This is a genomic window from Spirulina subsalsa FACHB-351 (genome assembly GCF_026130165.1).
Classification (GTDB): domain Bacteria; phylum Cyanobacteriota; class Cyanobacteriia; order Cyanobacteriales; family Spirulinaceae; genus Spirulina_A; species Spirulina_A subsalsa_A.
This window is the reverse complement of record NZ_JAIHOM010000080.1, coordinates 1-23,358: the sequence shown is the minus strand read 5'-3', so window position 1 is coordinate 23,358 and position 23,358 is coordinate 1. Positions and strand designations below refer to the sequence as shown.

Annotated in this window: 21 protein-coding genes and 1 pseudogene; 7 read left to right on the top strand and 15 right to left on the bottom strand. The window is 46.6% G+C overall.

Annotation, left to right across the window (positions count from 1 at the left end; genetic code table 11):
* Window positions 1-210: 210 nt before the first annotated feature.
* Together K4A83_RS15320 and ureC are read right to left on the bottom strand one after the other, a co-directional pair.
* The gene (locus K4A83_RS15320) at window positions 211-1,527 is read right to left on the bottom strand and encodes a hybrid sensor histidine kinase/response regulator (RefSeq protein ID WP_265265488.1); all 1,317 of its coding nucleotides are present in this window, start codon (window positions 1,525-1,527) and stop codon (window positions 211-213) included.
* Between the two features lie 212 nt (window positions 1,528-1,739).
* The gene (ureC, locus tag K4A83_RS15315; protein WP_265265487.1) at window positions 1,740-3,449 is read right to left on the bottom strand and encodes an urease subunit alpha; all 1,710 of its coding nucleotides are present in this window, start codon (window positions 3,447-3,449) and stop codon (window positions 1,740-1,742) included.
* A 333-nt stretch (window positions 3,450-3,782) separates the two neighbouring features.
* Here ureC and K4A83_RS15310 point away from each other — a divergent pair, with 333 nt between their 5' ends.
* Entirely contained in the window at window positions 3,783-4,295 is a 513-nt protein-coding gene (locus K4A83_RS15310) for a hypothetical protein (RefSeq protein WP_265265486.1), read from the top strand.
* A 64-nt stretch (window positions 4,296-4,359) separates the two neighbouring features.
* On the opposite strand, the gene cobO is transcribed toward K4A83_RS15310, so the two are convergent.
* The 5 genes from cobO to K4A83_RS15285 form a co-directional block, all read right to left on the bottom strand.
* Entirely contained in the window at window positions 4,360-4,959 is a 600-nt protein-coding gene (gene cobO, locus K4A83_RS15305; RefSeq protein WP_407810048.1) for a cob(I)yrinic acid a,c-diamide adenosyltransferase, read from the bottom strand.
* 154 nt (window positions 4,960-5,113) lie between these two features.
* The gene (locus K4A83_RS15300) at window positions 5,114-6,190 is read right to left on the bottom strand and encodes an NAD-dependent epimerase/dehydratase family protein (protein ID WP_265265484.1); all 1,077 of its coding nucleotides are present in this window, start codon (window positions 6,188-6,190) and stop codon (window positions 5,114-5,116) included.
* Between the two features lie 308 nt (window positions 6,191-6,498).
* A complete protein-coding gene (locus tag K4A83_RS15295) occupies window positions 6,499-7,365 on the bottom strand; it encodes an Npun_R2479 family HD domain-containing metalloprotein (protein ID WP_265265483.1) in 867 nt (288 codons plus the stop codon).
* A gap of 100 nt (window positions 7,366-7,465) precedes the next feature.
* Window positions 7,466-8,086 carry an ImmA/IrrE family metallo-endopeptidase gene (locus K4A83_RS15290; protein ID WP_265265482.1) on the bottom strand — a complete coding sequence of 207 codons (621 nt, stop codon included), beginning with the start codon at window positions 8,084-8,086 and terminating at the stop codon, window positions 7,466-7,468.
* Between the two features lie 27 nt (window positions 8,087-8,113).
* On the bottom strand, window positions 8,114-8,467 hold the full coding sequence (locus K4A83_RS15285; protein WP_265265481.1) for a helix-turn-helix domain-containing protein: 354 nt from the start codon (window positions 8,465-8,467) through the stop codon (window positions 8,114-8,116).
* A 179-nt stretch (window positions 8,468-8,646) separates the two neighbouring features.
* On the opposite strand from K4A83_RS15285, the gene K4A83_RS15280 reads away from it, so the two are divergent.
* Entirely contained in the window at window positions 8,647-9,627 is a 981-nt protein-coding gene (locus tag K4A83_RS15280; RefSeq protein ID WP_265265480.1) for a coiled-coil domain-containing protein, read from the top strand.
* A gap of 161 nt (window positions 9,628-9,788) precedes the next feature.
* Window positions 9,789-10,889, top strand: a complete 1,101-nt coding sequence (locus tag K4A83_RS15275) for a hypothetical protein (protein ID WP_265265479.1) — start codon at window positions 9,789-9,791, stop codon at window positions 10,887-10,889.
* A gap of 183 nt (window positions 10,890-11,072) precedes the next feature.
* Here the strand turns inward: K4A83_RS15275 and K4A83_RS15270 are convergent, their stop codons facing one another.
* The 4 genes and pseudogenes from K4A83_RS15270 to K4A83_RS15255 all read right to left on the bottom strand — a co-directional run.
* The gene (locus K4A83_RS15270) at window positions 11,073-11,309 is read right to left on the bottom strand and encodes a hypothetical protein (protein WP_265265478.1); all 237 of its coding nucleotides are present in this window, start codon (window positions 11,307-11,309) and stop codon (window positions 11,073-11,075) included.
* Window positions 11,310-12,066: 757 nt separating this feature from the next.
* Complete coding sequence (locus tag K4A83_RS15265; protein ID WP_265265477.1) at window positions 12,067-12,762, bottom strand: response regulator transcription factor; 696 nt, start codon at window positions 12,760-12,762, stop codon at window positions 12,067-12,069.
* Window positions 12,763-12,871: 109 nt separating this feature from the next.
* On the bottom strand, window positions 12,872-13,933 hold the full coding sequence (gene argC / locus K4A83_RS15260; RefSeq protein WP_265265476.1) for an N-acetyl-gamma-glutamyl-phosphate reductase: 1,062 nt from the start codon (window positions 13,931-13,933) through the stop codon (window positions 12,872-12,874).
* 59 nt (window positions 13,934-13,992) lie between these two features.
* Window positions 13,993-14,288: pseudogene (locus K4A83_RS15255) on the bottom strand (transposase); the annotation flags it as partial.
* Window positions 14,289-14,889: 601 nt separating this feature from the next.
* Between K4A83_RS15255 and K4A83_RS15250 the strand changes: the two are divergent.
* Window positions 14,890-15,072, top strand: a complete 183-nt coding sequence (locus K4A83_RS15250) for a hypothetical protein (RefSeq protein WP_017307045.1) — start codon at window positions 14,890-14,892, stop codon at window positions 15,070-15,072.
* 222 nt (window positions 15,073-15,294) lie between these two features.
* Here K4A83_RS15250 and K4A83_RS15245 read toward each other — a convergent pair whose 3' ends face one another.
* The gene (locus K4A83_RS15245; protein WP_265265475.1) at window positions 15,295-15,705 is read right to left on the bottom strand and encodes a response regulator; all 411 of its coding nucleotides are present in this window, start codon (window positions 15,703-15,705) and stop codon (window positions 15,295-15,297) included.
* Window positions 15,706-16,338: 633 nt separating this feature from the next.
* Between K4A83_RS15245 and K4A83_RS15240 the strand changes: the two genes are divergently transcribed.
* A complete protein-coding gene (locus K4A83_RS15240) occupies window positions 16,339-17,796 on the top strand; it encodes a glycoside hydrolase family 13 protein (protein WP_265265474.1) in 1,458 nt (485 codons plus the stop codon).
* A gap of 14 nt (window positions 17,797-17,810) precedes the next feature.
* Entirely contained in the window at window positions 17,811-18,677 is an 867-nt protein-coding gene (gene rsmI / locus K4A83_RS15235; protein WP_265265473.1) for a 16S rRNA (cytidine(1402)-2'-O)-methyltransferase, read from the top strand.
* 22 nt (window positions 18,678-18,699) lie between these two features.
* Here rsmI and K4A83_RS15230 read toward each other — a convergent pair whose 3' ends face one another.
* From K4A83_RS15230 to K4A83_RS15220, 3 genes are all read right to left on the bottom strand, one after another.
* Window positions 18,700-18,972 carry a DUF3143 domain-containing protein gene (locus K4A83_RS15230; RefSeq protein WP_017307114.1) on the bottom strand — a complete coding sequence of 91 codons (273 nt, stop codon included), beginning with the start codon at window positions 18,970-18,972 and terminating at the stop codon, window positions 18,700-18,702.
* A 19-nt stretch (window positions 18,973-18,991) separates the two neighbouring features.
* Complete coding sequence (locus K4A83_RS15225; RefSeq protein ID WP_265265472.1) at window positions 18,992-19,522, bottom strand: J domain-containing protein; 531 nt, start codon at window positions 19,520-19,522, stop codon at window positions 18,992-18,994.
* A gap of 159 nt (window positions 19,523-19,681) precedes the next feature.
* Entirely contained in the window at window positions 19,682-21,094 is a 1,413-nt protein-coding gene (locus K4A83_RS15220; protein WP_407810047.1) for a folate/biopterin family MFS transporter, read from the bottom strand.
* Between the two features lie 104 nt (window positions 21,095-21,198).
* Here K4A83_RS15220 and K4A83_RS15215 point away from each other — a divergent pair, with 104 nt between their 5' ends.
* Complete coding sequence (locus K4A83_RS15215) at window positions 21,199-23,115, top strand: CHASE2 domain-containing protein (protein WP_407810046.1); 1,917 nt, start codon at window positions 21,199-21,201, stop codon at window positions 23,113-23,115.
* The last annotated feature ends 243 nt before the right edge of the window (window positions 23,116-23,358 follow it).

The following is a 23,358-nucleotide window of genomic DNA, read 5'->3' as shown; positions in this document are numbered from 1 at the left end:
TGGCTTCGACTTGATAAGGTTTGGGTTTGACCTTGTATTCGAGAACCAACATTGTTTGACACTGGCTTGCTTGGTATCATTGTAGCACTCCTAATGCCGCCCTGGAAGGGCGGGGCTTGAAACCCATGATTTTTGGTCACGTCCCAGAGATAGGGTTCAATCACTTGAAAAACAGTGTTTCTGGGCTTTTCGAGTTGACACATGGTCTGGTTATTCACCAGTGGGGTTGAGGACAATGGGGAAACTGACGGTGATGGTGGTGCCGCGATCGCACTCACTTTCAATATTTAACTGGCCATCATGTTGTTCAACAATCCACTTGACAATGGCTAATCCTAAACCTGTACCGGGAGTTCCGGGGATGGAGTTGGCATTACTGGCCCGATAAAACAACTCGCCGATTTTATCCTGTTCGGCGCTGGGGATGCCGATGCCTGAATCTTGGACAGATAAATGTACTATATTCGGTTCTCCCTTCAATTTGAGTAAAATCTCTCCCCCTTGGGGAGAATAGCGGATGGCATTGGAGAGCAATTGGATCAGCAGTTTTTGCAGTAAAATCGGGTCTAAACACATCCATTGGGGTAAATTTCCTTCCGTGACACAACGCAGTTGATGGAGACTGTGGGGGGGGAGTTGCCAATGGTGCATTAAATTTTGACAAGAGGTGAGAATATTACAGGGTTGGGGATCCGCTTTGAGATCATTGGCGTTGATTTTTGCCATTGTGATCACATCGTCCAACATCTGGGTAATGTTATTGACACTTTGATCAATTTTCTGAAAAAAGGGTTCACAGTCCAGTTGTTCTGTTTTTGGCAATATTCGACGGATTAAACTGGCTGAAGAACTAATCACGGTTAGGGGGGTGCGAAATTGATGGGAGATGGTGTTAATGAGTTGGGATTTTAAGGTGCTGAGGGATTGTTCGGTGATCAGGGATTTTTCTAACTGATTTTGTAGTTCTAAGAGTTCGGCATTGCGATCGCGCAACTGTAACGTTCGTTGGGCGACTTGGTGTTCTAGCTGCTGATTTAAGCTCTGTAACTCCCCTTGCGTTTCGATAACTTCCTCAATTTCCCGTTGTAATTGCTCATTGCGGTGCTGTAATTGTCGTTGTAAGCGTTGAATTTTCAGTTGATTAGCCACCCTCACTAAAACTTCCACCGGATGATAGGGTTTAGCAATATAATCCACCCCTCCCATAGCAAACGTTCGCAGGGGATCCACTAATTCATCTTCTCCACTGAGAAAAATTACCGGAATATCTGCCGTTTCTGGGTTATCCTTGAGACGATGGTAAACTTCATAACCATCCAGATTAGGCATCATCAGGTCTAATAAAATTAAATGGGGGACATGATCCCGAAGGATTTCTAGTGCTATTTCCCCACTCACGGCTTGCTCAACATGATACCCTTGTTCTGAGAGCAAATTGCCTAAACTATCCAGATGATCTAGGCTATCATCCACAATTAAAATATGACTCAACGCCTTATTGAGTCTGGGGGGTGTGAGGTTGTCCATACCAATTTGTTTATTGGGGGTGGATCGCGTGGGTATTTGATGATCTGTACTTCGGAGTGAAAATGATTAATTCTGTGGTTCGCCTAAAGTACATTGATCCATTTTGACATTCTCTTGCTGAGAATCACAAAAATCCCTACAATTTCAGTCTGTGGTGGTGTTTGTATACAGGCTGTGAGAAGGAGTTATAACCTTGTTTTTTGGGGTGGATCTTAAAACAAAAAGTACCGTTGCGCCATGGGTAATACCGTAGCTGGTTCACAGGTCAGAAGTTCCCCATCGGCCCGCACTTCATAGGTTTCAGGATTTACCTCGATCTGGGGTAGATAGTCGTTTAATTTCATATCTCTCTTGGTTAAATGGCGAATTCCAGACACAGCAACGGCGGTTTTTTGTAGACCCAGTTGCTCGGGAATGCCTGCTTCTAAGGCGGCTTGGGAGATAAAGGTTAAACTAGTAGAGGCGATCGCACGGCCAAAATTGCCGAACATGGGACGCATATATACAGGCTGAGGGGTGGGAATACTCGCGTTAGCATCCCCCATCTGGGACCAAGCGATAAATCCCCCTTTAATCACTAAATCGGGTTTGACTCCAAAAAAGGCGGGATGCCATAAACACAAATCCGCTAACTTCCCTTCTTCTATAGATCCTACCTCATGGGCAATACCATGAGCGATCGCCGGATTAATGGTATATTTCGCCACATAGCGTTTCGCCCGGTGGTTATCGTGGCGCTCAGAATCTTCCCCTAATGCTCCAAACTGCACCTTCATCTTATGGGCCGTTTGCCAAGTGCGAATAATCACCTCTCCCACTCGCCCCATCGCTTGGGAGTCAGAGGAAATCATACTAAAGGCCCCCTTATCGTGGAGGATATCCTCCGCCGCAATGGTTTCCCGACGGATGCGCGACTCGGCAAAGGCCACATCTTCGGGGATACTTTTATCGAGATGGTGGCACACCATCAACATATCGAGATGTTCCTCTAAGGTATTCACCGTATAGGGGCGAGTGGGATTGGTGGAGGAGGGCAAAACATTCAACTGCCCACAAACTTTGATAATATCCGGCGCATGGCCTCCCCCCGCCCCTTCGGTGTGGTAAGTGTGGATGACACGGTTTTTAAAGGCGGCAATGGTATCCTCAACAAAACCCGCTTCATTTAAAGTATCGGTGTGAATAGCCACCTGTAGATCATACTCCTCAGCCACAGTCAGGCAGGTATCAATGGCGGCTGGAGTAGTCCCCCAATCTTCATGGAGTTTTAAGCCGATCACTCCCGCGTTCACCTGTTCTACTAAGCCGGGGATTTGACTACTGTTGCCTTTGCCTAAAAAGCCGAAATTAAGGGGAAACCCTTCCACCGCTTCTAACATCCGGTGAATATTCCAAGCGCCGGGGGTGCAAGTCGTGGCGTTAGTCCCTGTAGCTGGACCGGTGCCGCCTCCTATCATGGTAGTAATGCCCGAAGCAATGGCCGTTTCAATTTGTTGGGGACAGATAAAGTGAATATGGGCATCAATCCCCCCAGCGGTGAGGATTTTTCCCTCTCCTGCGATCGCTTCCGTTGCCGGACCAATAATAATATCTACATTGTCCTGAATGTAGGGATTGCCTGCTTTACCAATTTTGCAAATTCGTCCATCTTTAATCCCCACATCCGCTTTCACAATCCCCCACCAGTCCAAAATTAAGGCATTGGTAATCACCACATCCACCGCCCCCTGGGCCCTAGAGATGGGCGATTGTCCCATACCATCCCGAATCACCTTCCCCCCGCCAAATTTCACTTCATCACCGTAGGGGGTTAAATCCCGCTCCACTTCTATGATTAAGTCCGTATCGGCTAAACGAATGCGATCGCCCACAGTCGGTCCATAGGTTTCTGCATAAGCACGACGATCCATTCTATAACTCATAATCCGTCCTCGCTGGTTAATTAACTGCTGATTTAGAAATATAAGGCAACCGTAATTTAGCGGAAATTGAAGCCATCTTATCCGAAATTCGATCCGGACATTGTGTAGATTTCTCCGTAAACTCTCTGAAAAACCCTCCACTTGGACGATTCCTGAACCTAAGAATTAGCTTATCCTAGAAGGGGAATGGTCGAAAAGCCTCAAACCAACTAGAAACCTTTGGGACTCAACGCATCTAGATAACACTGCTCTAGACAACTCACAGCAAAATTGCCTCAATGACCCTTGTATTGAGTTCATTCCTATACCCTTGTGTCCACAAGTGATAAATTTATGTTAAAGCCATTGCGTACCCTAACCGTGAGTTTTTTGTTTAGTTTAGGATTTTGGTTGACCTTTGCCACTTCTGCCCAAGTCAATGCCATTTCCTTCCCTAAAATAGCACTGAATTTTCCCCGTCTTAATAAACCCCAAAAACAACCCCCCACTCCTGTCATTTCTCCTTGGAGAGATGGAATTTATCATTATGGTCAAAGTCAAAACTTAAACCAACATGGCGCAACTTATTTAGTCCTAAAAGTCCAACAAGGCAGAGTCAACGGGGCATTATATCAACTTGATTCTGAATTTAGTTGTGTGCGCGGGAATCTAGACAATCAACGCCTCAATCTGCGCGTTCAGGATGTAGAAACGAACGAATTTTACAGCTATAATATCCCCCTGCAAGATCGCGCTCAGATTGCCTCAGAAGGCTCATTACCCCGAGTTTTAGGCTTAGAGGGTTACTACCCCCTAGAACAAGGGCCAGACCTTGAAATAGACCTATTAGCGGCTTGTGCTGGATAGTGGGATTTTAGGGAATTGATAATTAATAATTGATAATCAATAATTGATAATTGTTAACTATTCCCTAAAACTCAATCCCCGGTTGTGCCTTAACCCCTTGTTCTCGGAATGGATGTTTAATTAACTTCATTTCCGTGACTAAATCCGCTTGTTCAATTAAACCAGCAGGCGCTCCCCTTCCGGTTAAAATAACATGAGCATCCGGGCTTTTTTCCGCCAGTCCAGCTAATACCGTTTCAACGGATAAATAGCCCAATTTGAGGGCAATATTAACCTCATCTAATAAAATCAAACGATACTCAGGATTCCGAATGTAGTCTAACGCTTGTTGCCAAGCTGCCTCCGCTTTCGCAATATCTCGTTCCCGATCTTGGGTTTCCCAAGTAAATCCTTCCCCTAAAGCATGAAACACTAACTGGTCTTGAAACCGTTCTAAAATGGCCTTTTCTGCTGGTTCCCAAGCGCCTTTAATAAACTGAATAATCGCCACACGGTAGCCATGCCCCAAGGAACGTAAAACCATGCCCAAGGCGGCCGTAGTTTTGCCCTTACCGTTGCCTGTGTTGACAATGATTAGGCCTTTTTCTTGCGATCGCGCCGCTAATCGTTCCGCTTGGATTTCTTTGCGGCGCTGCATCTTTTGCTTATACTGTTCAGGAGTCAATCCCTCTGGGGTTAGATTGTCAGAGGAAGAACCTTCAGACGAATCAACAAGGGTAGAATTTAAGGATGAATTTGTCACCGTAATTTTTGCTAATCAACATCAAGAGTTATTAGCAATTTATCCTATTTTGACCTCCCCCGCCAACCCTCACCCCTTACTCCACTTCTTTCGCCCACCGTTCCCGATTAAACTCATAAATTTCTTGCAGAATTTTGGGGACATTATACTGCATTTTCCAGTTCGGGAAATGTTGCTCAAACTTCCCATTGTCACTAATCCACCAAATATGATCCCCAATGCGGTTGGTTTCTGAATATTCTGGCTTAAATTCTCGCCCCGTAATTTCTTGGCAAATTTGCACCGCTTCAAACATCGAACAGTTACTATAACGCCCTCCCCCCGTATTATAAACCTCAGCCACCCGAGGAGCTTTAAAAAACTCATAGAAAGCGTTAATTAAATCCGCACTATGGATATTATCCCGGACTTGTTTTCCCTTATAACCAAAAATAGTATAAGGTTTTCCCGTCGCCGCACATTTCATTAAATAGGCTAAAAAACCATGTAATTGTGTACCAGAATGATTGGGACCGGTTAAACATCCCCCACGAAAACAAGCGGTTTTCATCCCAAAATAACGCCCATATTCCTGCACTAAAACATCCGCCGCTACTTTAGAAGCCCCGAATAAACTATGGGTTGTATTGTCAATAGACATATCTTCCCGAATCCCCCCCACATAGGTATGATTAGGGTCAATTTCCCAGCGCGTTTCTTGTTCAATTAACGGTAAATGGTTAGGAGTATCACCATATACTTTATTTGTAGAAGTAAAAATAAAAGGCGCATCAAGGCAATATTGCCGAGCCGATTCTAAGAGGTTTAATGTGCCGTTAGCATTGACGGTAAAATCCATATGAGGATCTCGTGCTGCCCAGTCATGGGAAGGTTGAGCGGCTGTATGGATAATTAAAGAAATTGCTGAACCATACTTTTTAAATAGATTAGGAATAGCTTCTTGATCTCGAATGTCAATAGAGAGATGTGTATATTGATTTTTTAAAGACTCTTCCAGTCTTTTTCTATTCCAAGTGGTGGAAGCTTCTTCCCCAAAAAAGACACTCCGCATATCATTATCAATGCCCACAATTTCTAAACCTTGTTGAGCAAAAAAACGAGATGCTTCTGACCCAATTAATCCGGCTGACCCTGTTATAATTGCAATACTCATGGATGTTTAACCCTAGGTTAGTTTGATGACAATTCTGCTCATTTCTAGCCCAAGAAAGCCATTTTGTCAATCATGCTAGCAATCAGTAGGTTGGGTGAAGCGATAGCGCAACCCAACAAATGCAGTTAAAATGTTGGGTTACATTTCATTATTCCTAACCGCAGGTTGGGTGAAGCGACAGCGCAACCCAACAAATGCAGTTAAAATGTTGGGTTACATTTCATTATTCCTAACCGTAGGTTGGGTGAAGCGATAGCGCAACCCAACATTGAACCCATAAAATATGGGGTTGCCCATCATATTAAAAACTAGGCAATCTGTTCCCGTAAATTAACTTCTGCGTCCTCATGTTCTATAACAAAGACATTAGAATATAAATTGGCAATAATTTGTTGACCTTGCTGAGTCAAAGATAAATAATGCAGGGCATCTTTAATAAACGGATAAACCGCATTCCAAAAAAACTTAGCGTAGTTGCGGCGCAAGTCTCCGGGATTATGAAACCCCATTAACTTATTCGCTCCGGTTTCTTCAAATTCATAAAATAAGGCGCTGATTTTCTTTAAATAACGGGGATCACTTAACTGTCCAATTAAATCAGAAGAACGAATTAAACCCGGATAGTTAATAGTGTTTCTATGATCATCTTTATTCGGTACAGGAAAGCGTGTTAATTCAATACTGCGCTTGATGAATTCCGAGTCAATGAGACGATGGCCGCCAAACCGTTCATCAATGAAGAGTTTGCCCCGATCTACATGATAGGGGGTGAGAGAGGCATCAGAACAACCGGGGGGCAAATGCACCATTTCGCCGTTTTTCCCGGTGGCATAGAGGCGTTCTAATTCGTTGTCTTGACGACAGACTCCCTTGACATAACCAATATCGTGGCAGACGAGGGCAATAATGAAGTGTAGCCAATCTTCACAGGAAACCCCTCCCTCTCGGATATGTCTTCCCCGCAGGATTTCCTGTCCTACAAGGGTGACGAGGATAGAATGTTCCACGTTGTGGTAGAGTGCGTCACTGTTGGCAATGTTTTCCATTGCCATGCTACCAGCCCAGGCGATGATGTCCTCATAGTCACTTTTGAGGCCGCCGTAGGTTCGACGATAGCCTTCTCTGAGTCTTTCGACAAAGGCATCAATCAGAATTTCTGTGGCGTTGAAGAACATCGCTAATCCTCGCTTTTCCGCTTCTTGGGGGTGCTATTGATTCTCTTTGATTTTAAGGGAAAGGATGCACGCTGACTGTGATTTTGATCGGGAAATTTGGTTATCCGATGCCTTGGGGTGAACCTGCTTCGAGACGTAACCAGCCTAAATCCTTGAGACGGTGGATTAAGTTGGAAATGGTGACACCAAGGGATTCGGCGATCGCATACAAATCACACCACTGGCTTAAATCCCGCCCCCTGACTTGTTCCTGTAACACATCCCGAGGCATTAATAAGCAACTGGCGAAATATTGCGCTTGCCACTCGATGCCCTGGGCTTGTTCTTCACTGCGACATAATAGGGGTGCGATCGCCACATCTAACCCCCGTTCCCTCAAACGACTATAACGCTCTACCGCCGAATGTTCAATATGGAGAACCCAGTGGCCAATTTCATGGGCTACGGTAGACGCTTCAAACCCTTGCCCCAAGGCTAACACCGTCTCGTTAATCTCAATCAAACGATCAATGGGTAAAATCCGGGCTGCGATCGCACCCTGATCATCATCCGGAATACAATCCCACACCACATCCAACGCCAGAAACTCCGCCACCCGAGTCACATCCAACGGAAACATCGGCCGATACAAAGGATTCCCCTCCATCCCTACCAACACATCCGCCGCACGACACTCAATATCGTGCTTACTCATAAAGCGAAAAGGTTTCAAAATCCGCACAATTAACCTCCTCTCATCATTCACCCCCTAACGACGGCGAGACTTCTCCCCCTGCGTCGCCTCCTGAAAAATCTTGCGGGCAAACTCCGGATTTTCCCGCATTCTCCGGAATAGCGTCGGCATCGACTTATAATTTTCCCGCAGAAAATCCTCCTCCTGATGCGGAATCCGCCCCGCCAAATAAATTAACTCCTCCTCATCTAAATTCAAATGACGCGCCAACGCTCGAATCACATCCTCCTTCGGCGCATAATCCGCCCGATTATTCTCCAACTTCGATAGATAGGTAAAATCTACCGACAACAACTCCGCCAGTTTGCGCTGGCTATAGCCTTTACTCTTCCGTGCTTGACGGATGATTTCTCCAAATTCTTTACTCACAGCTTTATTTGGGTCAATATAGCCCCTATTTTAAAACATCTTGACGAAAAATTCAACTCAAGTTATGCTAAGACTTGAATAAAAAATCAAGCCCCATCCCTAATCCCCCAGCGTCCGGTTAGGGTAGCGGTATCCCTGAACAAGACTGTACCTGTGTCCCATTTGAGTCTGAAGCACTTATGAACTCACCCAACAGTAAAACGCAGATTCTCGCTCAATTCCAGCAACTCCTCGCCCAACACAAGCAAACCGCCTCCCAAGTGGCCACCAAAGAGGAAGAAGCCGAAAAAGCCAAAAATCAAGAACTTCTAAGCCAAGCCGCCACCTATACCGTTGATAGTATTGTCAATGGCATGGCCACCTTACAGCTTAACTTCGGCAGTGCCATCACCGAATTAGCCCAACGTTTAGGCAGTGAATCCGGCAAACTCGACGAACTAAAACGCGCCATCCTCGTTGAACAAGATAACTTACAACAACTGCGTAAAGTGCGGATAGTCGCCGATGCTTTATACATCTTACGCCAAGAACATCAAACTCAACTGAGAACCCTAAGCGAAGAGGCTCAAACTCAACAAGAAGCGCTCGCCAAAGAAATCAGCCAAACTCGCAAACTTTGGGAACAAGAACAGGCCGAATTTACCAGCGCGATTGAAGAAAAAGCCGCCCAACTTATTAAAGAACGGGAGCAGGAACTGGCCGATTATACCTATCAAGTTCAACAACAGCGCAAAATTGAATTAGACGAGTATGAACAAGCCAAGCGACTGCAAGAACGCACCTTACAAGAACTGAACCGCGAGAAAGAAAAAGACTGGCAAGAACGGGAGCAACTTTTGAGTATCAATCAAGCCGAATTTGAAGCCAACGAGCAGAAAATAGCAGGTTTTGAGGAAGCCCTAAAACAAGGTTATACGGAAGCCAAAGGAGAGGCTATTAAGAAAGCAGAACGGGAGGCTAAAGTTAAATCGGATCTGTTAGAGAAAGAATGGGAAGCCGAGAAACAAGGTTATGAGTTTAAACTCACCTCCCTAGAGGCTACCATTCAGCGACAATTGGAACAAATGGCCGAGTTAACCACCCAGTTACAAACAGCTACAAATCAAGCCCAAACCTTAGCCATGCGCGCTTTCCAAAGTTCCAACTCCCCCCAAACCTAAATAAGTTTCCCGAAATCTGTAGGTTGGGTGAAGCGACAGCGCAACCCAACAAACCCAAATCAAAGCGTAGCTAACTTGTAGGTTGGGTGAAGCGACAGCGCAACCCAACAAACCCAAATCAAACCGTAGCCAAAACTTAGGTACAGAAGAGAGAAATCCCCATGGTCAAAAAAGTAACAACAAAAAGCACAAAAGCCGAAATCTTAGAAGCTTTTGATGAACTAAATCAAGAAAAAGCTACCCTAGAGACTCAGATTAAGCAACTGCAAAAAGAAATCAAAACTGCTCCCGTTAATACCGCTCCCATTCCTGCTCAAGTTTCCCCTCAACCCCAAAAATCTGCTATGACTTCCACTCAACAAACTAAATCCGATCTCAACTTAATTCTGAAAAACCTAGAAACCTTACAAGTCGGTTTTGGGAGTGCAGTCAGTTCTCTTTCAGAGCAACTCATTAAAGAAGCTTCAACTTTAGCAGAAATTCAGAATTCTGTGGCGGAAGAACAGGAACAATTAGAAGAATTACACGAACTCTCAGAGATTGAGGAGAACACTTTAGGGACTCTGATTGCTGATTATGAAACCAGTAGTAAAGCCTTTTTAGAAGAACTGAATACACGCAGAGAAACCCTCGAACAGGAGGCACAAGCAGCGCGTAAAGCATGGGAAAAAGAGCAAGAATTACATGATGCTACTATTGCAGAACGGAATACCAACTATCAAGTCGGTCAGGAACGAGATGAGGCGGAATATACCTATACCTTACAATTAGAGCGCCAGTTAGATCAAGAAGAGTATGATCAAGAGAAAAAACAACGCTATCAAGAATTAGCGGAAGCGAAAAGCTTACAGGAGAAGGAATGGGAGGAACGAGAAAAAGCGATTGCGGAACGGGAAAAAGCACATCGGGAAGCTCAAGAAAAGGTCACTGTTTTTGAGGCGAATTTAGAGCAGAAGAAAAAAGAAGGTCAGGAGGAAGGTTATCGGATTGGAGTTTATCAAGCGAAGGTGCGGCACGATTTACGGGAGAAGGAAATTGAAGGGGAAAAACGCAATTATGCCTTACGGATTCAAGGTTTAGAACAAACGATTCAACTCCAAGAGACTCGCTTACAAAGTCTGGCACAACAGTTAGATTCTGCGCTGAAACAGGTGCAAGATTTGGCGGTTAAAGCCATTGAGGGAACGTCTAATCGGAATTCTTTTGATGCGTTGAAGGAAATTGCGATTGAGCAGGCGAAAAATCAACAGAAAGGGAAGTGATTCCTGTCGTTTGTAGTTGGGCTTCTCCGCACTAAACTGGGGCTGAAGCCCAACAACGAACTGGGTTTGTCGTTACGCTTTAGCTCACGAAATTAGGGGCTGAAGCCCAACAACGAACTGGGTTTGTCGTTATGCTTTAGCTCACGAAATTAGGGGCTGAAGCCCAACAACGAACAGAGTGTGTTAACTCTGCATCATTTTCTCTTTCGAGTCTCCCCAATAGGCACTATAAGTCCAGGTTTCTCTGCCGTTACTATTATCAACGGACCAGCGATATATGGCGGACTTGGGATTAACTCCCACTTCGATTAATTTCGCTCCCATATAATATTCCATCTGCCGTTTTTTCATGTCTTTAAAGGCGGCAGACTTGCTACTGCTCCAAGTTTGGGACATATGAGCTTGAGTTGGCTTTGCCATGATGTGACTCCTAATTATTGATTAACCCAAGGTTTAAGGTGAGGATAAAGTAAAATCTTAGTTTTTTTATTTACCCGTGGGTTGGGTGAAGCGATCGCGCAACTCAACAAGTTACTTCAGCTTTAAAGGAACTTGCCCACAGAAAAATGTAGATGCTCGTGGCAGCATCTCGGGTTTTCCCTATCGTTGAACTCATCTCTACCCAATCCCTAGGCGGTATGGATAGAGACTCTTTGGGTCGCCCCAAAGATTTACTGGTTTTTAACCTCGTAGAGGATCTCGCTTCTCGGTTTCTAGCTAAAAAATACTACAAAGCTAAAAAATACCACTCTGAGCCGTCATGATGCTGATAATGCCAAGACTTACGATGACGAGAGCGGATGCCAAACCGACAGACTGACCAATTTGGAGGGTGTAGGAACGGCTGAAAAATGTTTTCATGGATGAAATATTATGAAGTTTTATTTGCAAAAAAGAGTTTTCATGTCTTCATTATAGCAATAATACTCAAAAAAATTCATTCTTTTTGAAGTTTTTTTACTGAAATTTAGACTTCTTCATGTTAAAATGTTAAAATAATATTTTATTTTTTAATAAAGCTAGAATTCTGTGCATTGATACACAATTAATCGCTTTACAATCGGGGGGTTTTGCGAGTACCAGCGTTTTTCAAACGCATACAGTACAGCAAGGTGCGTCGGGCTGAATGATTCGGGCTGGATAATAATTCCCTGAGTTTTGACGCGGAATTTTACTACTATTGGGTTAGTCCATGTTCGAGAGCATAGCGAACTAATTCGGTGCGGCTATTGGTGCCGGTTTTGCTAAACAGACGACTAACGTACTTTTCAACGTTTCTGACGCTGGTTTCTAGTTGGCTGGCAATTTCTTTGTTCATTAAGCCTTGAGCGACTAAATCGAGGACACTTTGCTCCCGGGGGGTGAGTTCAATTTTGATGGGGGAGGGAGTTTGGGTAATGCCGGAGCGTTGATTGAGCATTCCTTTGATGGCGGCGATTTCCCGTGCGATCGCCTCTAGTTTAGCACTATCTCCTTCTGCCTCTACGGTGGCACTCCGTCGTACTAACAAATTGCGGATAATGGCCAGCAATTCCTCGGGTTCAAAAGGCTTGGGGAGGTAGGCATCACACCCCGCTTGATAGCCTTGAATGCGATCGCCTGTCATGCCCCGAGCGGTCAAAAACACCACAGGCAAAGCCTTAAAGCGACTATCTTCCCGCAGTTTAGCCAAAAACTGGTAGCCATCCACTTGGGGCATCATAATGTCAGAAATGACCAAATCCGGGGGATTCTGTTCTAAAACCCCCCAAGCTTCCGCCGCACTGGCTACAGCCGTCACCGTAAATTCTTCTTCATCTTCGAGATAGGCTTGCACCGCTTCCCGTAATCCCGGTTCATCATCGACTAATAACAGTTTAAATTGTTCGGACATGGGTTTAAACTTCAGGGGAATTAAACCTTGATAATTGATAATTAAGGAAGCCTTATCCCTTCCCTTCAAAGGGTTGAGGTCATACGCCGCAGAAAGAACGACCCCGAATCTAGGGATAAAAAGCCAACTGAGGGAGGCCTAGGGTTTCTTCCCACCCCATTAATATATTAAGACACTGCACCGCCTGACCGGATTGACCTTTGATCAAATTATCAATTGCAGACATCACAATCACCCGATCTGTGCGACTATCCACCGCTACCCCAAGGTAACAGAGATTGGTTCCCACCGCCCATTTTGTTTGGGGATAAATCCCATTAGCCAAGACTTTCACAAAGGGAGAAGAGCGATAAAAGGCATTAAAAATGGTAATCAAATCTTCTCGCACTAATCCCGGATCTCTCAAGGTAGCGTAGACTGTGGCGAGAATCCCCCGCACCATGGGGATGAGATGGGGGGTAAATTGAACCCGCATTTCGTGGCCGGCGAGATCACTACAAACCTGTTCAATTTCGGGGGTGTGACGATGAGCGCCTGCTACACTGTAAGCGGCTAGAGAACTATCAGCTTCAGCGAGCAACATATTAACCTTCGCTTGTCTCCCTCCTCCCGAGGTGCCGGATTTGGCATCAATGACCAGACTTTCGGGGATAATTAGGCCTTGTTTGAGCAGGGGTGCGATCGCCAACAAACTCGCCGTACAATAACAACCCGGACACCCTACCAGGGAAGAATTTTGAATATTCTCCCGATACAACTCCGGCAAACCATAAACCGCCGTTGCTGCCACTTCCTGATCCGTTCGTTCCTTTTTATACCAACTGGTGTAAGTGTCGAGATTCTCAAAACGGTAGTCGGCGGATAGATCTAACACCTTACAACCCTTCGCAATCAAGACCGGAGCCATATCACAAGCTAACCCATTGGGAAGGCCTAAAAATACCACCTCACAACGATCCGCAATAACATCTAGATCGATTTTCTCGATGGTGGGGTTAAATTGATGACCCAAGTGGGGGTAAAGGTCAGAAAATGACTTCCCGGCACTGCTATCCCCTCCCACATAGACAATTTCCACCTTGGGATGATCCAACAACAAACGCACCAATTGCACTCCTCCGTAACCAGAAGCACCAACAATACCCACCGCAATACGCTCAGAATCAGTCATAAGGAGAAATACTTTACTGTTTAAACAATAGAATTGAATGGCTGCATTGTAGTAGTGAACTACCCCACCCTGCCGTTGGCGAGGATGGGGCTTCCTGATTCAACGGGAACTGCATCTAACAAAACCGATGTTTTGCCAGGTTGTCTTACGCTCCCTCCCCAGGCAGTATCGCTGGTTCCCAACGACAAGATCCGCAAGGCTTCATTTCTGATATTTTGTGCTTGGCTAGCTTGTGGTTTCGTAACATCCCTTTTACCTTCAGATTCTCTACAGCAATAACTTGGTTTTCGTTGACTATCTTGCGGGATAGTTTGTGTAGAAAGTCCTCACGGCAACGGGCAGTCTTGCCATAAACCGCCGAGAACATTGTACCTGATCATCCGAGGATTCGCGATCGCTCAGTTGGTTTATTGGTTGCTATTCATCCCCTCCCTGCCAGCGAGGAAGGGGAATTCCGCAACATTTTGTTAAACTCGAAGTTTAGGGAATTGGAAATCTAACAAAATCCTAATAAATTGACCATAGGATCGAACTCCCTTAAGAGTGCCACTCCAGAAACCCGGTTTTTTGTCAATAATCAGCAAGCCCTCAAAAGTTATTTTTGCTTTTATTGTTTTTAAGCGATTTAGTAAAGTGATTGACCCTTTCCCAACTCAGAAACCCGATAAAAAACAAAAAAAGGAGAGCCACACGGTGACTCCCTTAATCATCAGGGTGCATCTACTGGATATTAATATACCACTTTTGGGGTGAGGGGTGTCACCCCCTATCTATGAAGTTTTAGTAAAGTTTAGCCGAGTGATGTAAATTTCTAATAAAGCCGTGCAATTCTCAAGCGCAACAGTCCACCTCATCACCCGTTATTGAGCTTCAGCCCCGAATTCTCCAAAAGTAGCCCCCCGTTAGGAGAATATGTCAAAATAGTTGACACCACCCCAGATAGAGGAGTCTAGACAATGCCAGAAAAAATGGACGAACAAACCCTCAAAACCAAAGTTGAAGAGGTGAAAGGACAACGAGAGTTTTTAATGAAATTGCTAGAACAACCCGATTTAGGGATTTTGCGCGTGGATGTGAACCAAGCTTTAGAAGAATTAGATGAGATGATTGAGGAGTACGAGAAAGTCTTCCCCGCGTAGAGGAGGGGGAAACTGGAGCAAACAACGAGAGGAGAGGTGCATTCCCGCCGCGTCTAGCAACGAGAATTACCTGCTCCCCTAATTAGGGCTTGCTGAATAACTTGGGGAGCAGGGGAGTCGGGAATAATTATCAATTATCAATTATCAATTGTCAATTGTCAATTCCCTTGTTGAGTCTAGCGTTGGACTTTTTCAGCAGACCCTAATGAATCACCTATTTTCTTAACGAATGGAGGTTTGATTCCGATTCGCTCCAGTCAAACTCCGAATTAAATCCAACAACTCGGCTGTAGGCGTATCTTTGCTACAAACCGCATCAATATTAGCCATTTTGCTCATGACTTCGAGTTGAGGATCATCAAAAGAAGTGTAGGCAATCAGAGCAATATTCGGTTGTATTTGCTTAATAATCTGGGAAGCGGTTAAACCATCCATAACTGGCATTTGCAAATCCAAAACCACTACATCTGGAGATTGCGTTTTTACCAATTCAACTAATTCTGCGCCATTTTCTGCTACACCGACTAACTTAATGTTTTCCTGCATAGAAAACATTAGTTTAAGGCTAAAGCGTGTTAGTTCGTGGTCATCCGCAATGAGAACCCGCAAACTCGACGTTTGACAAGATACCATAAAAAACTAACCTTCATCCAAAGAGTGAAATAATTAGCGTGAAACAATCAGAGCTTCCGACAGTCGCAACATTTCCTGTTAGACCTAGGGGAAGTTGAAACACAAGCACTACGAAACAAACCCACTGGTTAGGTCAACTGCCAACGATTATGCTCGTCCCTTCTTCCAATGTATTGTTACCAAGACAATTTGCTCTCTACCCTTAGAATGATAAAAAGCAGATCAGCAAGAATTTCAAGCATTTGTTGTTCCTTAGAGATTGTGCAGAGGAAATTGTGCAGACGGTTGACACTCCCCAGCAGCCACCAGACACTGCATCTAGGCAGTGCTTTCCTAGTATTCCTTCCAGTGAGATCCTCCCGAGGCTCCCCTATCGGGAGAGCGCGGGGCTTCTCGGCGGTTAGCTAACCTTTTCAGATTGAGCGTCTCCACAAACATTATCCCTGTTTTGAGTCAACCAATTGTTATTGTACTGCACTTTTTGGGGGGGTGAAGGGCGATTGTTAGGCTTAACTTGTCAAGGTTAGGGCTGAGGGAACTTAGTCTAGCGAGGATGTCAAGCACCTAGAAACCAGTGCTTTGATTTAAGCTGAGAGTGTGTCACTCTAGGGAGGGAGGTACTCAGGATGACTCATGAATATTATGACCCCCGATTGGGTGAAAGACGCAGTTTTTTATCAGATTTTCCCAGATCGCTTTGCCAAGGGACAGCAATCCTACTCTTCCCTAGTCTTTAATGTACCTTATGAGCCTTGGGATGCCCCCCCCACCCTCCAAGGCTATAAGGGAGGCGATTTGTGGGGGGTGATTGAACAGTTGGATTATCTTCAAGATTTGGGCATTAATGCGATTTACTTTACGCCTATTTTTCAATCGGCCTCGAATCATCGCTATCACACCCACGACTACTATCAGGTGGATCCGATTTTGGGGGGCAATATTGCCTTAGAAAAGCTCTTAGACGCGGCACACCAGCGCGGGATGAAGGTGGTGTTAGATGGGGTGTTCAACCATGCCAGTCGGGGGTTTTTCTTCTTTAATGATATTCTCGAAAATGGCCCCCATTCCCCTTGGTTAGATTGGTTTAAGGTCGAAGGCTGGCCGCTCTCGGCTTATGATGGCAGTCACCCGGCGAATTATGTGGGGTGGGTGGGGAATCGCGCTTTACCGGAGTTTAACCACGATAACCCGGATGTGCGGGAATATATTATGCAAATTGGGGAATATTGGCTGAAACAGGGGATTGATGGCTGGCGTTTAGATGTGCCGTTTGAGATTGAAACGCCGGGATTTTGGCAGGAATTTCGCCAACGGGTAAAAGCGGTTAATCCCGAGGCCTATATTGTGGGGGAAGTGTGGGGCGATTCTCGACAGTGGCTGGATGGGAGTCAGTTTGATGGGGTGATGAATTATTTGTTCACTGGGCCGACGATTGCGTTTTGTGCGGGCGATCGCGTCCTGTATGATTTGGTGAAGGCTCCTGATTATTATCCCTACCCCCCCCTCGATGCTCAAGGATATGGGGAAAAAATCCAAAGCTTGCTCAAACTCTACCCTTGGGAGATTCAACTCACCCAGTTAAATCTCTTAAGTAGTCATGACACGGCCCGTTTACTCAGTGTGGCTGGTGAGGATAAGGACAGTTTAAAACTGGCGACCTTTTTGTTGTTGACTTTCCCCGGTGCGCCTAGTATTTACTATGGGGATGAGGTGGGATTACCGGGGAGATTAGATCCAGACTCGCGCCGAGGGTTTCCTGCACCGGAACAGTGGGATCGAGATTTACTAGACTATCACAAACAGTTAATTGCTCTGCGTCATCGTTATCCGGCTCTCCGTCGCGGGGATTATCGGATGATTTGGGCCCAGGGGTTATGTTATGGTTTTGCCCGGTGTTTGGGGGATTCTCAGCTGTTGGTGTTGGTGAATGCAGGGACCCAGAGCGCCCGGGCGACTTTTGAGAGTGCGGGGGGATTGGGTCAAATTATCTGGGGGTATCCGGAGTTAAATCAGGAGGAAGTGGGGCAAGATACCCGCTTTGAGGTGACGCTGGGCGCTCGTCAAGGGTGTGTTTTGCTGCAACAAGGTTAAAGGAGGATGGGGGTATGGGTGCGGGGAAATTGTATGTGGTGGGAACTCCCATTGGGAATTTGGAAGATATGACTTGGCGGGCGGTGCGGGTGTTGCAGGAGGTGGAGGCGATCGCATCGGAAGATACCCGCCACACCGGAAAGCTACTCCAACACTTCCAAATCACCACCCCCCAAATTAGTTATTACGAACATAACAAGAACCAGCGTTTGGGGGAACTGTTGGAGCGTTTACAACAGGGGGCGGATCTGGCTTTAGTTACAGATGCGGGGATGCCGGGAATTTCCGATCCCGGTTATGAGTTGGTGAAAGGTTGTGTGGAGACGGGGATTGAGGTGGTTCCCATTCCGGGGGTAACGGCGGGAATTACGGCTTTAGCTTGTTCCGGTTTACCGACGGAGCGCTTTGTGTTTGAGGGGTTTTTACCGACCAAGGGCAAGGCACGGCGCGATCGCCTCCTGCAACTGCCACCGGAAACACGCACCCTGATTTTTTACGAGGCCCCCCACCGCCTCCAAAAAACGTTACAGGATTTAGCCGAGGTTTTGGGAGCAGAGCGCCCAGTCGTCCTAGCGCGGGAATTGACCAAGCGCTACGAGGAATTTTGGCGCGGGACCCTCGGAGATGCGATCGCCCACTACACCCACCACACCCCCAAAGGAGAATTTACCGTCCTAGTTGCCGGAGCCACCCCCAGCGCCCCCTTAACCTTATCCGAAGACGAGTTAAAACAGGCCTTAACCGCCCTAATCGCACAGGGATTAAGCCGTTCCCAAGCCAGTCGCCAACTCGCCCAAGACACCGGCCGCCCTCGTCGTGAGATTTATCAATTAACCTGTGAACTACCCCACCCTGCCGTTGGCGAGGATGGGGCTTCCTGATTAAAATCAAGGGTGGGGTAGTTCACGGACCCGAGAAAATCGCCGCTTCCACATCCGAACGGCTGAGAGAATACTTAAAAGACCGGACAATATCTTTCATTCCCTCCCCCGCATTCAGATAACGCACCGATAATTCCTCAATTTCTAAACATAACTCCGCCTTCCAAGTCGGTCGTTCCACATACCAACAATTGAGTTCTTTCGGATCTTGCTGACAACCTAAATTAATCAGCCATTGCTCAATTTCCGGCAGAGGGTGATTGTAGAGCGGGGTGTCAGCAGTAGGAAGAGCCATAGCAAAATTTAGAGCAAATTTAGAGCAAATTTAGGGACAAGATCATCAAAAGTTGAGGAAGAATCATCGGACTCACCTCCGGCAAGGGTAAGGTTGCGTTTCCCTGAGCGAGGCCAAGTGCGATCGCCAACAACAAACAAGCCAAAAACGTCACTCCCAGAATGAACAGAGCAAAGATTTCCCCTGCCGAAAGCGGTCGATCATGAGGGTCAAGATAAGCCGAACCCGTCCAAGGAGAAGACGAAACCTCATCCAAATCCAAGGGAGCCTGAAGGACATTGACCCTAGAGTATCCAATTTTAGCATCGTACAGCATCCGGCGCTCCGGGCTAGATAAAGTCGCATAGGCTTCATTGAGTTGCTGAAACTTCTGAGTTGCCACATCCCCCGGTAATTCCGTCGTGTCCGGATGATACTGTTTGCTCAACTCCCGATAAGCGCGGCGAATTTCCACCGGAGAAGCCGAAGGATCCACCCCTAGCCAACCATAATAGGTGGTCGCTAACCGTGTTTGAGCCGAAATAGTCCGTTTTTGGGCGAATTGAGTCACAGTTTACTCCTCCAGCATGGCAAATCCCGAGCCGTGATGTCAGTTATTTTAGGGGAAATGGGGAACGGGGGACGGGGAATCGGGAATCAGGTTTGTAGTTGCGCTTGGGCGCCCCATCGGGAGTCGGAAATAATTGTCAATTATCAATTCCCTGCTCCCTTACTCCCGATTCACAGATAACAATTGACGCTCAGACACCTTCTCCGTCACTGATTCGGTCGATTCCTCATCCTCCGGTGCTAGGAACAATTGCGCCACAGAATCCTCATCTTCCCCCGGCAACCACCCCAAAAACGGCAAGGGTAACAAGGTTGAAAGATTCGTTAACACCACCAACAGCCAAAGCTGCTCAAAATTCGTCTCTGTCACCCCTAACCATTGGGTTAATAACGCCCCCAACTCATGGGATAACAACCCCGCCAAATTCCAAATCGACATTAACAGAGCAAACAACGTCGCCTCAATCCCCGGAGGACATAAACGGGCCGAAAGCACCAACACAGGCATAAAGGCAATTTGTCCCATCACCGTCAAAATCAAACTATCCCCCAAACTAAACCAGTGATCATCAATCCCCAACGCTCGATTAGTATGAGTCACCAACAATAACGTCGTCATCCCCAAGGCAGAAGCTAACACCGTAGTCCAGCCTAAAATCACCCGAAAAGGAATCGCCTTAAAAAACCGTTGGTAGAGCCAAATCCCTAACAAAGCCGCCAAACTGGTCACTAAGCGCACCCGTCCCAGAAATTCTGGTTCAAAGCCTAAATCATTGGTCACAAAAAAGAAAAATGCCGATTCACTGCTGGGGGTAGCTTGCCAGAGAAACACAAACAACGTCGGCAACCAGATTGCCTTTTGTTTCATCGCTTGCCAGACTTGTTTAATCTGCCCCCCAATGACCGGCCGTTTAGCCTCCGAACTAGCTACTACGGGAGTTTCCACAATCCACCCCGCCACAGCGGACACAATTAAGGGAAAAGCCGCCGTAATCCAAAAGACCGTTTGAGTATTAAACTGTTGCAACAACCAACCACTGAGATAGGCCGTAATTAACCCCCCCAGCGCAGACACCGCCCAACTCAGGGATTGTAACGACCCCGATTGAGCCATAGATTCTCCCCGCACTCGTTCCACCACAATGGAGTCGGCAATCACATCACTAATGGCAATGGAGATTGAAGATAATAAAATGGCAAGAGTTGCCGTCCAAGCATCTTGGACAAAAGTGGCCAAGGCGACCCAGGCCAAGGTTCCTAAAATACCGGACAGGACTAAATAGGAGCGGCGACGATAGCCAAATAACGGCAAACCGTCGGATAAAAAGCCAAACAGAGGTTTAACCACCCAAGGCAGGGCGGCAACTCCCAACAGGGCTCCCACTTGAGCCGGAGAAAGATGTAATTCATCCTTGAGAAAGAAACTCACCGCCAAGCGAGAGATTCCTAAAATCCCTTGGACAAAATAAACCGTTAAGATGGCCAGTAATTCCGGTGTGGGTTCATTGCCAAAGAATATTTTCTCGGTGACGAACTTTTTCAGGGGTTGGAAAGGGGTGTCAGAACTAAGCATGAACATTTCTAAACTTTTATTAACTTTCATTATAGCGATCGCCTAGAACCTTTCGGGCAGGCAGCAACCGCACAGGACAAGCCATTATGGAAACTAAATTTTCAATGCTCTCCCGGTTAGCCCAGCAGATCGAGCATTCTGTCCCCGATCTAACCGGACTCAAAATCGTCACCCTTACCGTCCTAAGTGTTAGTCTTACCCTGCTCGGCATCCGGGAAACGGGATATCTCAACAGTCCAGAACAAGTCTTGTATGATCAAATGGTGCGTTGGAGTCCAGAAGCTGAACCAGACCCCCGTTTACTCATCATTAGCGTCACCGAGGAAGACCTACGGAATCAAGAAAAATGGCCCTTTTCCGATCAAGTCATTACCCAACTTCTACAACGCCTACAAGCCTATAATCCCCGTGCCATCGGTCTGGATCTGTATCGCGACTTCCCCGTTGAACCCGGTCATAATGACCTGAAGCTAGAACTACAACGCCCCAACGTCATCACCATCCGTAATATTGATGATTTAGCCGGAACCCCCGCGCCCCCGGCCTCCCCCCCAGAACAAGTGGGGTTTAATAACATCCCAGTGGATCTTGATAATGTCGTGCGTCGTAATCTGCTCTTTGCCGAAACCCCAGACGAGGTTCTCTTTTCCTTCTCCCTGCGTCTTGCCCTGCTCTACCTTGCCCCAGAAGGCATCAGCCCCCAAAATAGCGACTTAAACCCCAACTATCTCCAACTGGGAAACACCACCTTCATTCCCCTAGCCCCTCATTCTGGGGGCTATCACCAGCTTGATGATAGCGGGTATCAAATCCTACTCACCTATCGCTCCCCCCACGCCATAGCCCGGGAAATCACCTTTACAGAAGCCCTCTTAGGCCCCCTTGACCCCCAATGGGTTCAAGATAAAGTCGTGTTAATCGGTTCTTCAGCCCCCAGCCTACAGGATCGGTTTTTCACCCCCTATAGTCCCACCCTAGCCGGGAATACTAAAATGCCGGGAGTCGTAATCCATAGTCATATGGTTAGTCAGTTACTGGATGCCGCCTTGGGAATCAGGCCCCTGTTCCAGTTTTGGCCCGATGCCCTAGAAATCGCCTGGTTATTGGCTTGGTCTACCGTGGGGGGCGTGATTGGCTGGTGGTTTCGGCATCCTTTGGCGATCGCCCTCAGTCTGGGAATCAGTGGCTTAATCCTCATAGGCATTGGCTTTGGTGGCTTCCTCATCGCCCTATGGATTCCCCTCGCTACCCCCGCCTTCGGCTTAATCTTCACCTTGATTATGGTCATCACCTATCAATCCTATGACGACAACCGACGGCAAAAAATCGTCATGAAACTCCTCGGACAAAACACCTCCCCCGAAATTGCCGAAGCCCTTTGGCGAGGACGAGATCATCTGCTCAAAGCCGGAAAACTCCCCGGAATTCGCCTGACAGCCACCATGCTGTTTTTAGACATTAAAGGCTTTAGCACCATTTCCGAAAAAATGTCCCCAGAAGAACTACTAGACTGGCTCAATGAATTACTAGGAGACATTACCCACGAAGTTTTAGCCAAACAAGGCATTGTCAACAAATTTACCGGAGATGGCGTGATGGCCGTCTTCGGAGTTCCCATGACCCGCACCCACCACACAGAAATCGCCCTAGATGCCCAACGAGCCGTTCACTGTGCTTTAGGGATTAGCCAACTCCTCGACCGTTTTAATCAGTGGGGAAGACAAAAGAATCTACCCCATATTCAAATGCGCATCGGCATCTTCACCGGTCCGGTCGTGGTGGGATCCTTGGGGGGAAAAGACCGTTTAGAGTACGGGGTATTAGGGGATAGTGTCAACACCGCCGCCCGTCTGGAGAGTTGCGAGAAAGAACGCCAGCCCACCGACTGCCGCATTTTAATCGCCGACAAAACCTTGGTCTATTTAGACAATCAGTTTGAAGTGGAATCCTGGGGGTTGTTAGCCTTAAAAGGTAAAGAGCAAATGGTGGAAGTCTATCGGGTGAAAGGGAATAGGGAATAGGGGGAGCAGGGAATTGATAATTGATAATTGACAATTGATAATTGTTTCCGATTCCCGACTCCCGATTGGGCGCCCAAGCGCAACTACGAACCTGATTCCCGACTCCCTGTTCCCTATTACCAAAAACCCTGGGTCTAAAGCCCCGTCCTTCTAGGACGGCTTTTTCTTAATCGTAATACAATTAAGAGAATCACTTGCATTTCGTAAGATGCTCATTCTTTCCTATCAATACAAGTTGCGTCC

Excerpts from the sequence above, each read along its gene's own strand:
- K4A83_RS15265 (WP_265265477.1), bottom strand. The coding sequence starts at position 12,762 with ATGTCCGAACAATTTAAACTGTTATTAGTCGATGATGAACCGGGATTA.
- K4A83_RS15230 (WP_017307114.1), bottom strand. The coding sequence starts at position 18,972 with ATGGCTCTTCCTACTGCTGACACCCCGCTCTACAATCACCCTCTGCCG.
- K4A83_RS15220 (WP_407810047.1), bottom strand. The coding sequence starts at position 21,094 with ATGCTTAGTTCTGACACCCCTTTCCAACCCCTGAAAAAGTTCGTCACC.
- K4A83_RS15275 (WP_265265479.1), top strand. The coding sequence starts at position 9,789 with ATGGTCAAAAAAGTAACAACAAAAAGCACAAAAGCCGAAATCTTAGAA.
- rsmI (WP_265265473.1), top strand. The coding sequence starts at position 17,811 with ATGGGTGCGGGGAAATTGTATGTGGTGGGAACTCCCATTGGGAATTTG.
- K4A83_RS15300 (WP_265265484.1), bottom strand. The coding sequence starts at position 6,190 with ATGAGTATTGCAATTATAACAGGGTCAGCCGGATTAATTGGGTCAGAA.
- K4A83_RS15245 (WP_265265475.1), bottom strand. The coding sequence starts at position 15,705 with ATGGTATCTTGTCAAACGTCGAGTTTGCGGGTTCTCATTGCGGATGAC.
- K4A83_RS15270 (WP_265265478.1), bottom strand. The coding sequence starts at position 11,309 with ATGGCAAAGCCAACTCAAGCTCATATGTCCCAAACTTGGAGCAGTAGC.
- argC (WP_265265476.1), bottom strand. The coding sequence starts at position 13,933 with ATGACTGATTCTGAGCGTATTGCGGTGGGTATTGTTGGTGCTTCTGGT.
- ureC (WP_265265487.1), bottom strand. The coding sequence starts at position 3,449 with ATGAGTTATAGAATGGATCGTCGTGCTTATGCAGAAACCTATGGACCG.
- K4A83_RS15215 (WP_407810046.1), top strand. The coding sequence starts at position 21,199 with ATGCTCTCCCGGTTAGCCCAGCAGATCGAGCATTCTGTCCCCGATCTA.
- K4A83_RS15280 (WP_265265480.1), top strand. The coding sequence starts at position 8,647 with ATGAACTCACCCAACAGTAAAACGCAGATTCTCGCTCAATTCCAGCAA.
- K4A83_RS15250 (WP_017307045.1), top strand. The coding sequence starts at position 14,890 with ATGCCAGAAAAAATGGACGAACAAACCCTCAAAACCAAAGTTGAAGAG.
- K4A83_RS15295 (WP_265265483.1), bottom strand. The coding sequence starts at position 7,365 with ATGTTCTTCAACGCCACAGAAATTCTGATTGATGCCTTTGTCGAAAGA.
- K4A83_RS15310 (WP_265265486.1), top strand. The coding sequence starts at position 3,783 with ATGTTAAAGCCATTGCGTACCCTAACCGTGAGTTTTTTGTTTAGTTTA.
- K4A83_RS15320 (WP_265265488.1), bottom strand. The coding sequence starts at position 1,527 with ATGGACAACCTCACACCCCCCAGACTCAATAAGGCGTTGAGTCATATT.
- K4A83_RS15240 (WP_265265474.1), top strand. The coding sequence starts at position 16,339 with ATGAATATTATGACCCCCGATTGGGTGAAAGACGCAGTTTTTTATCAG.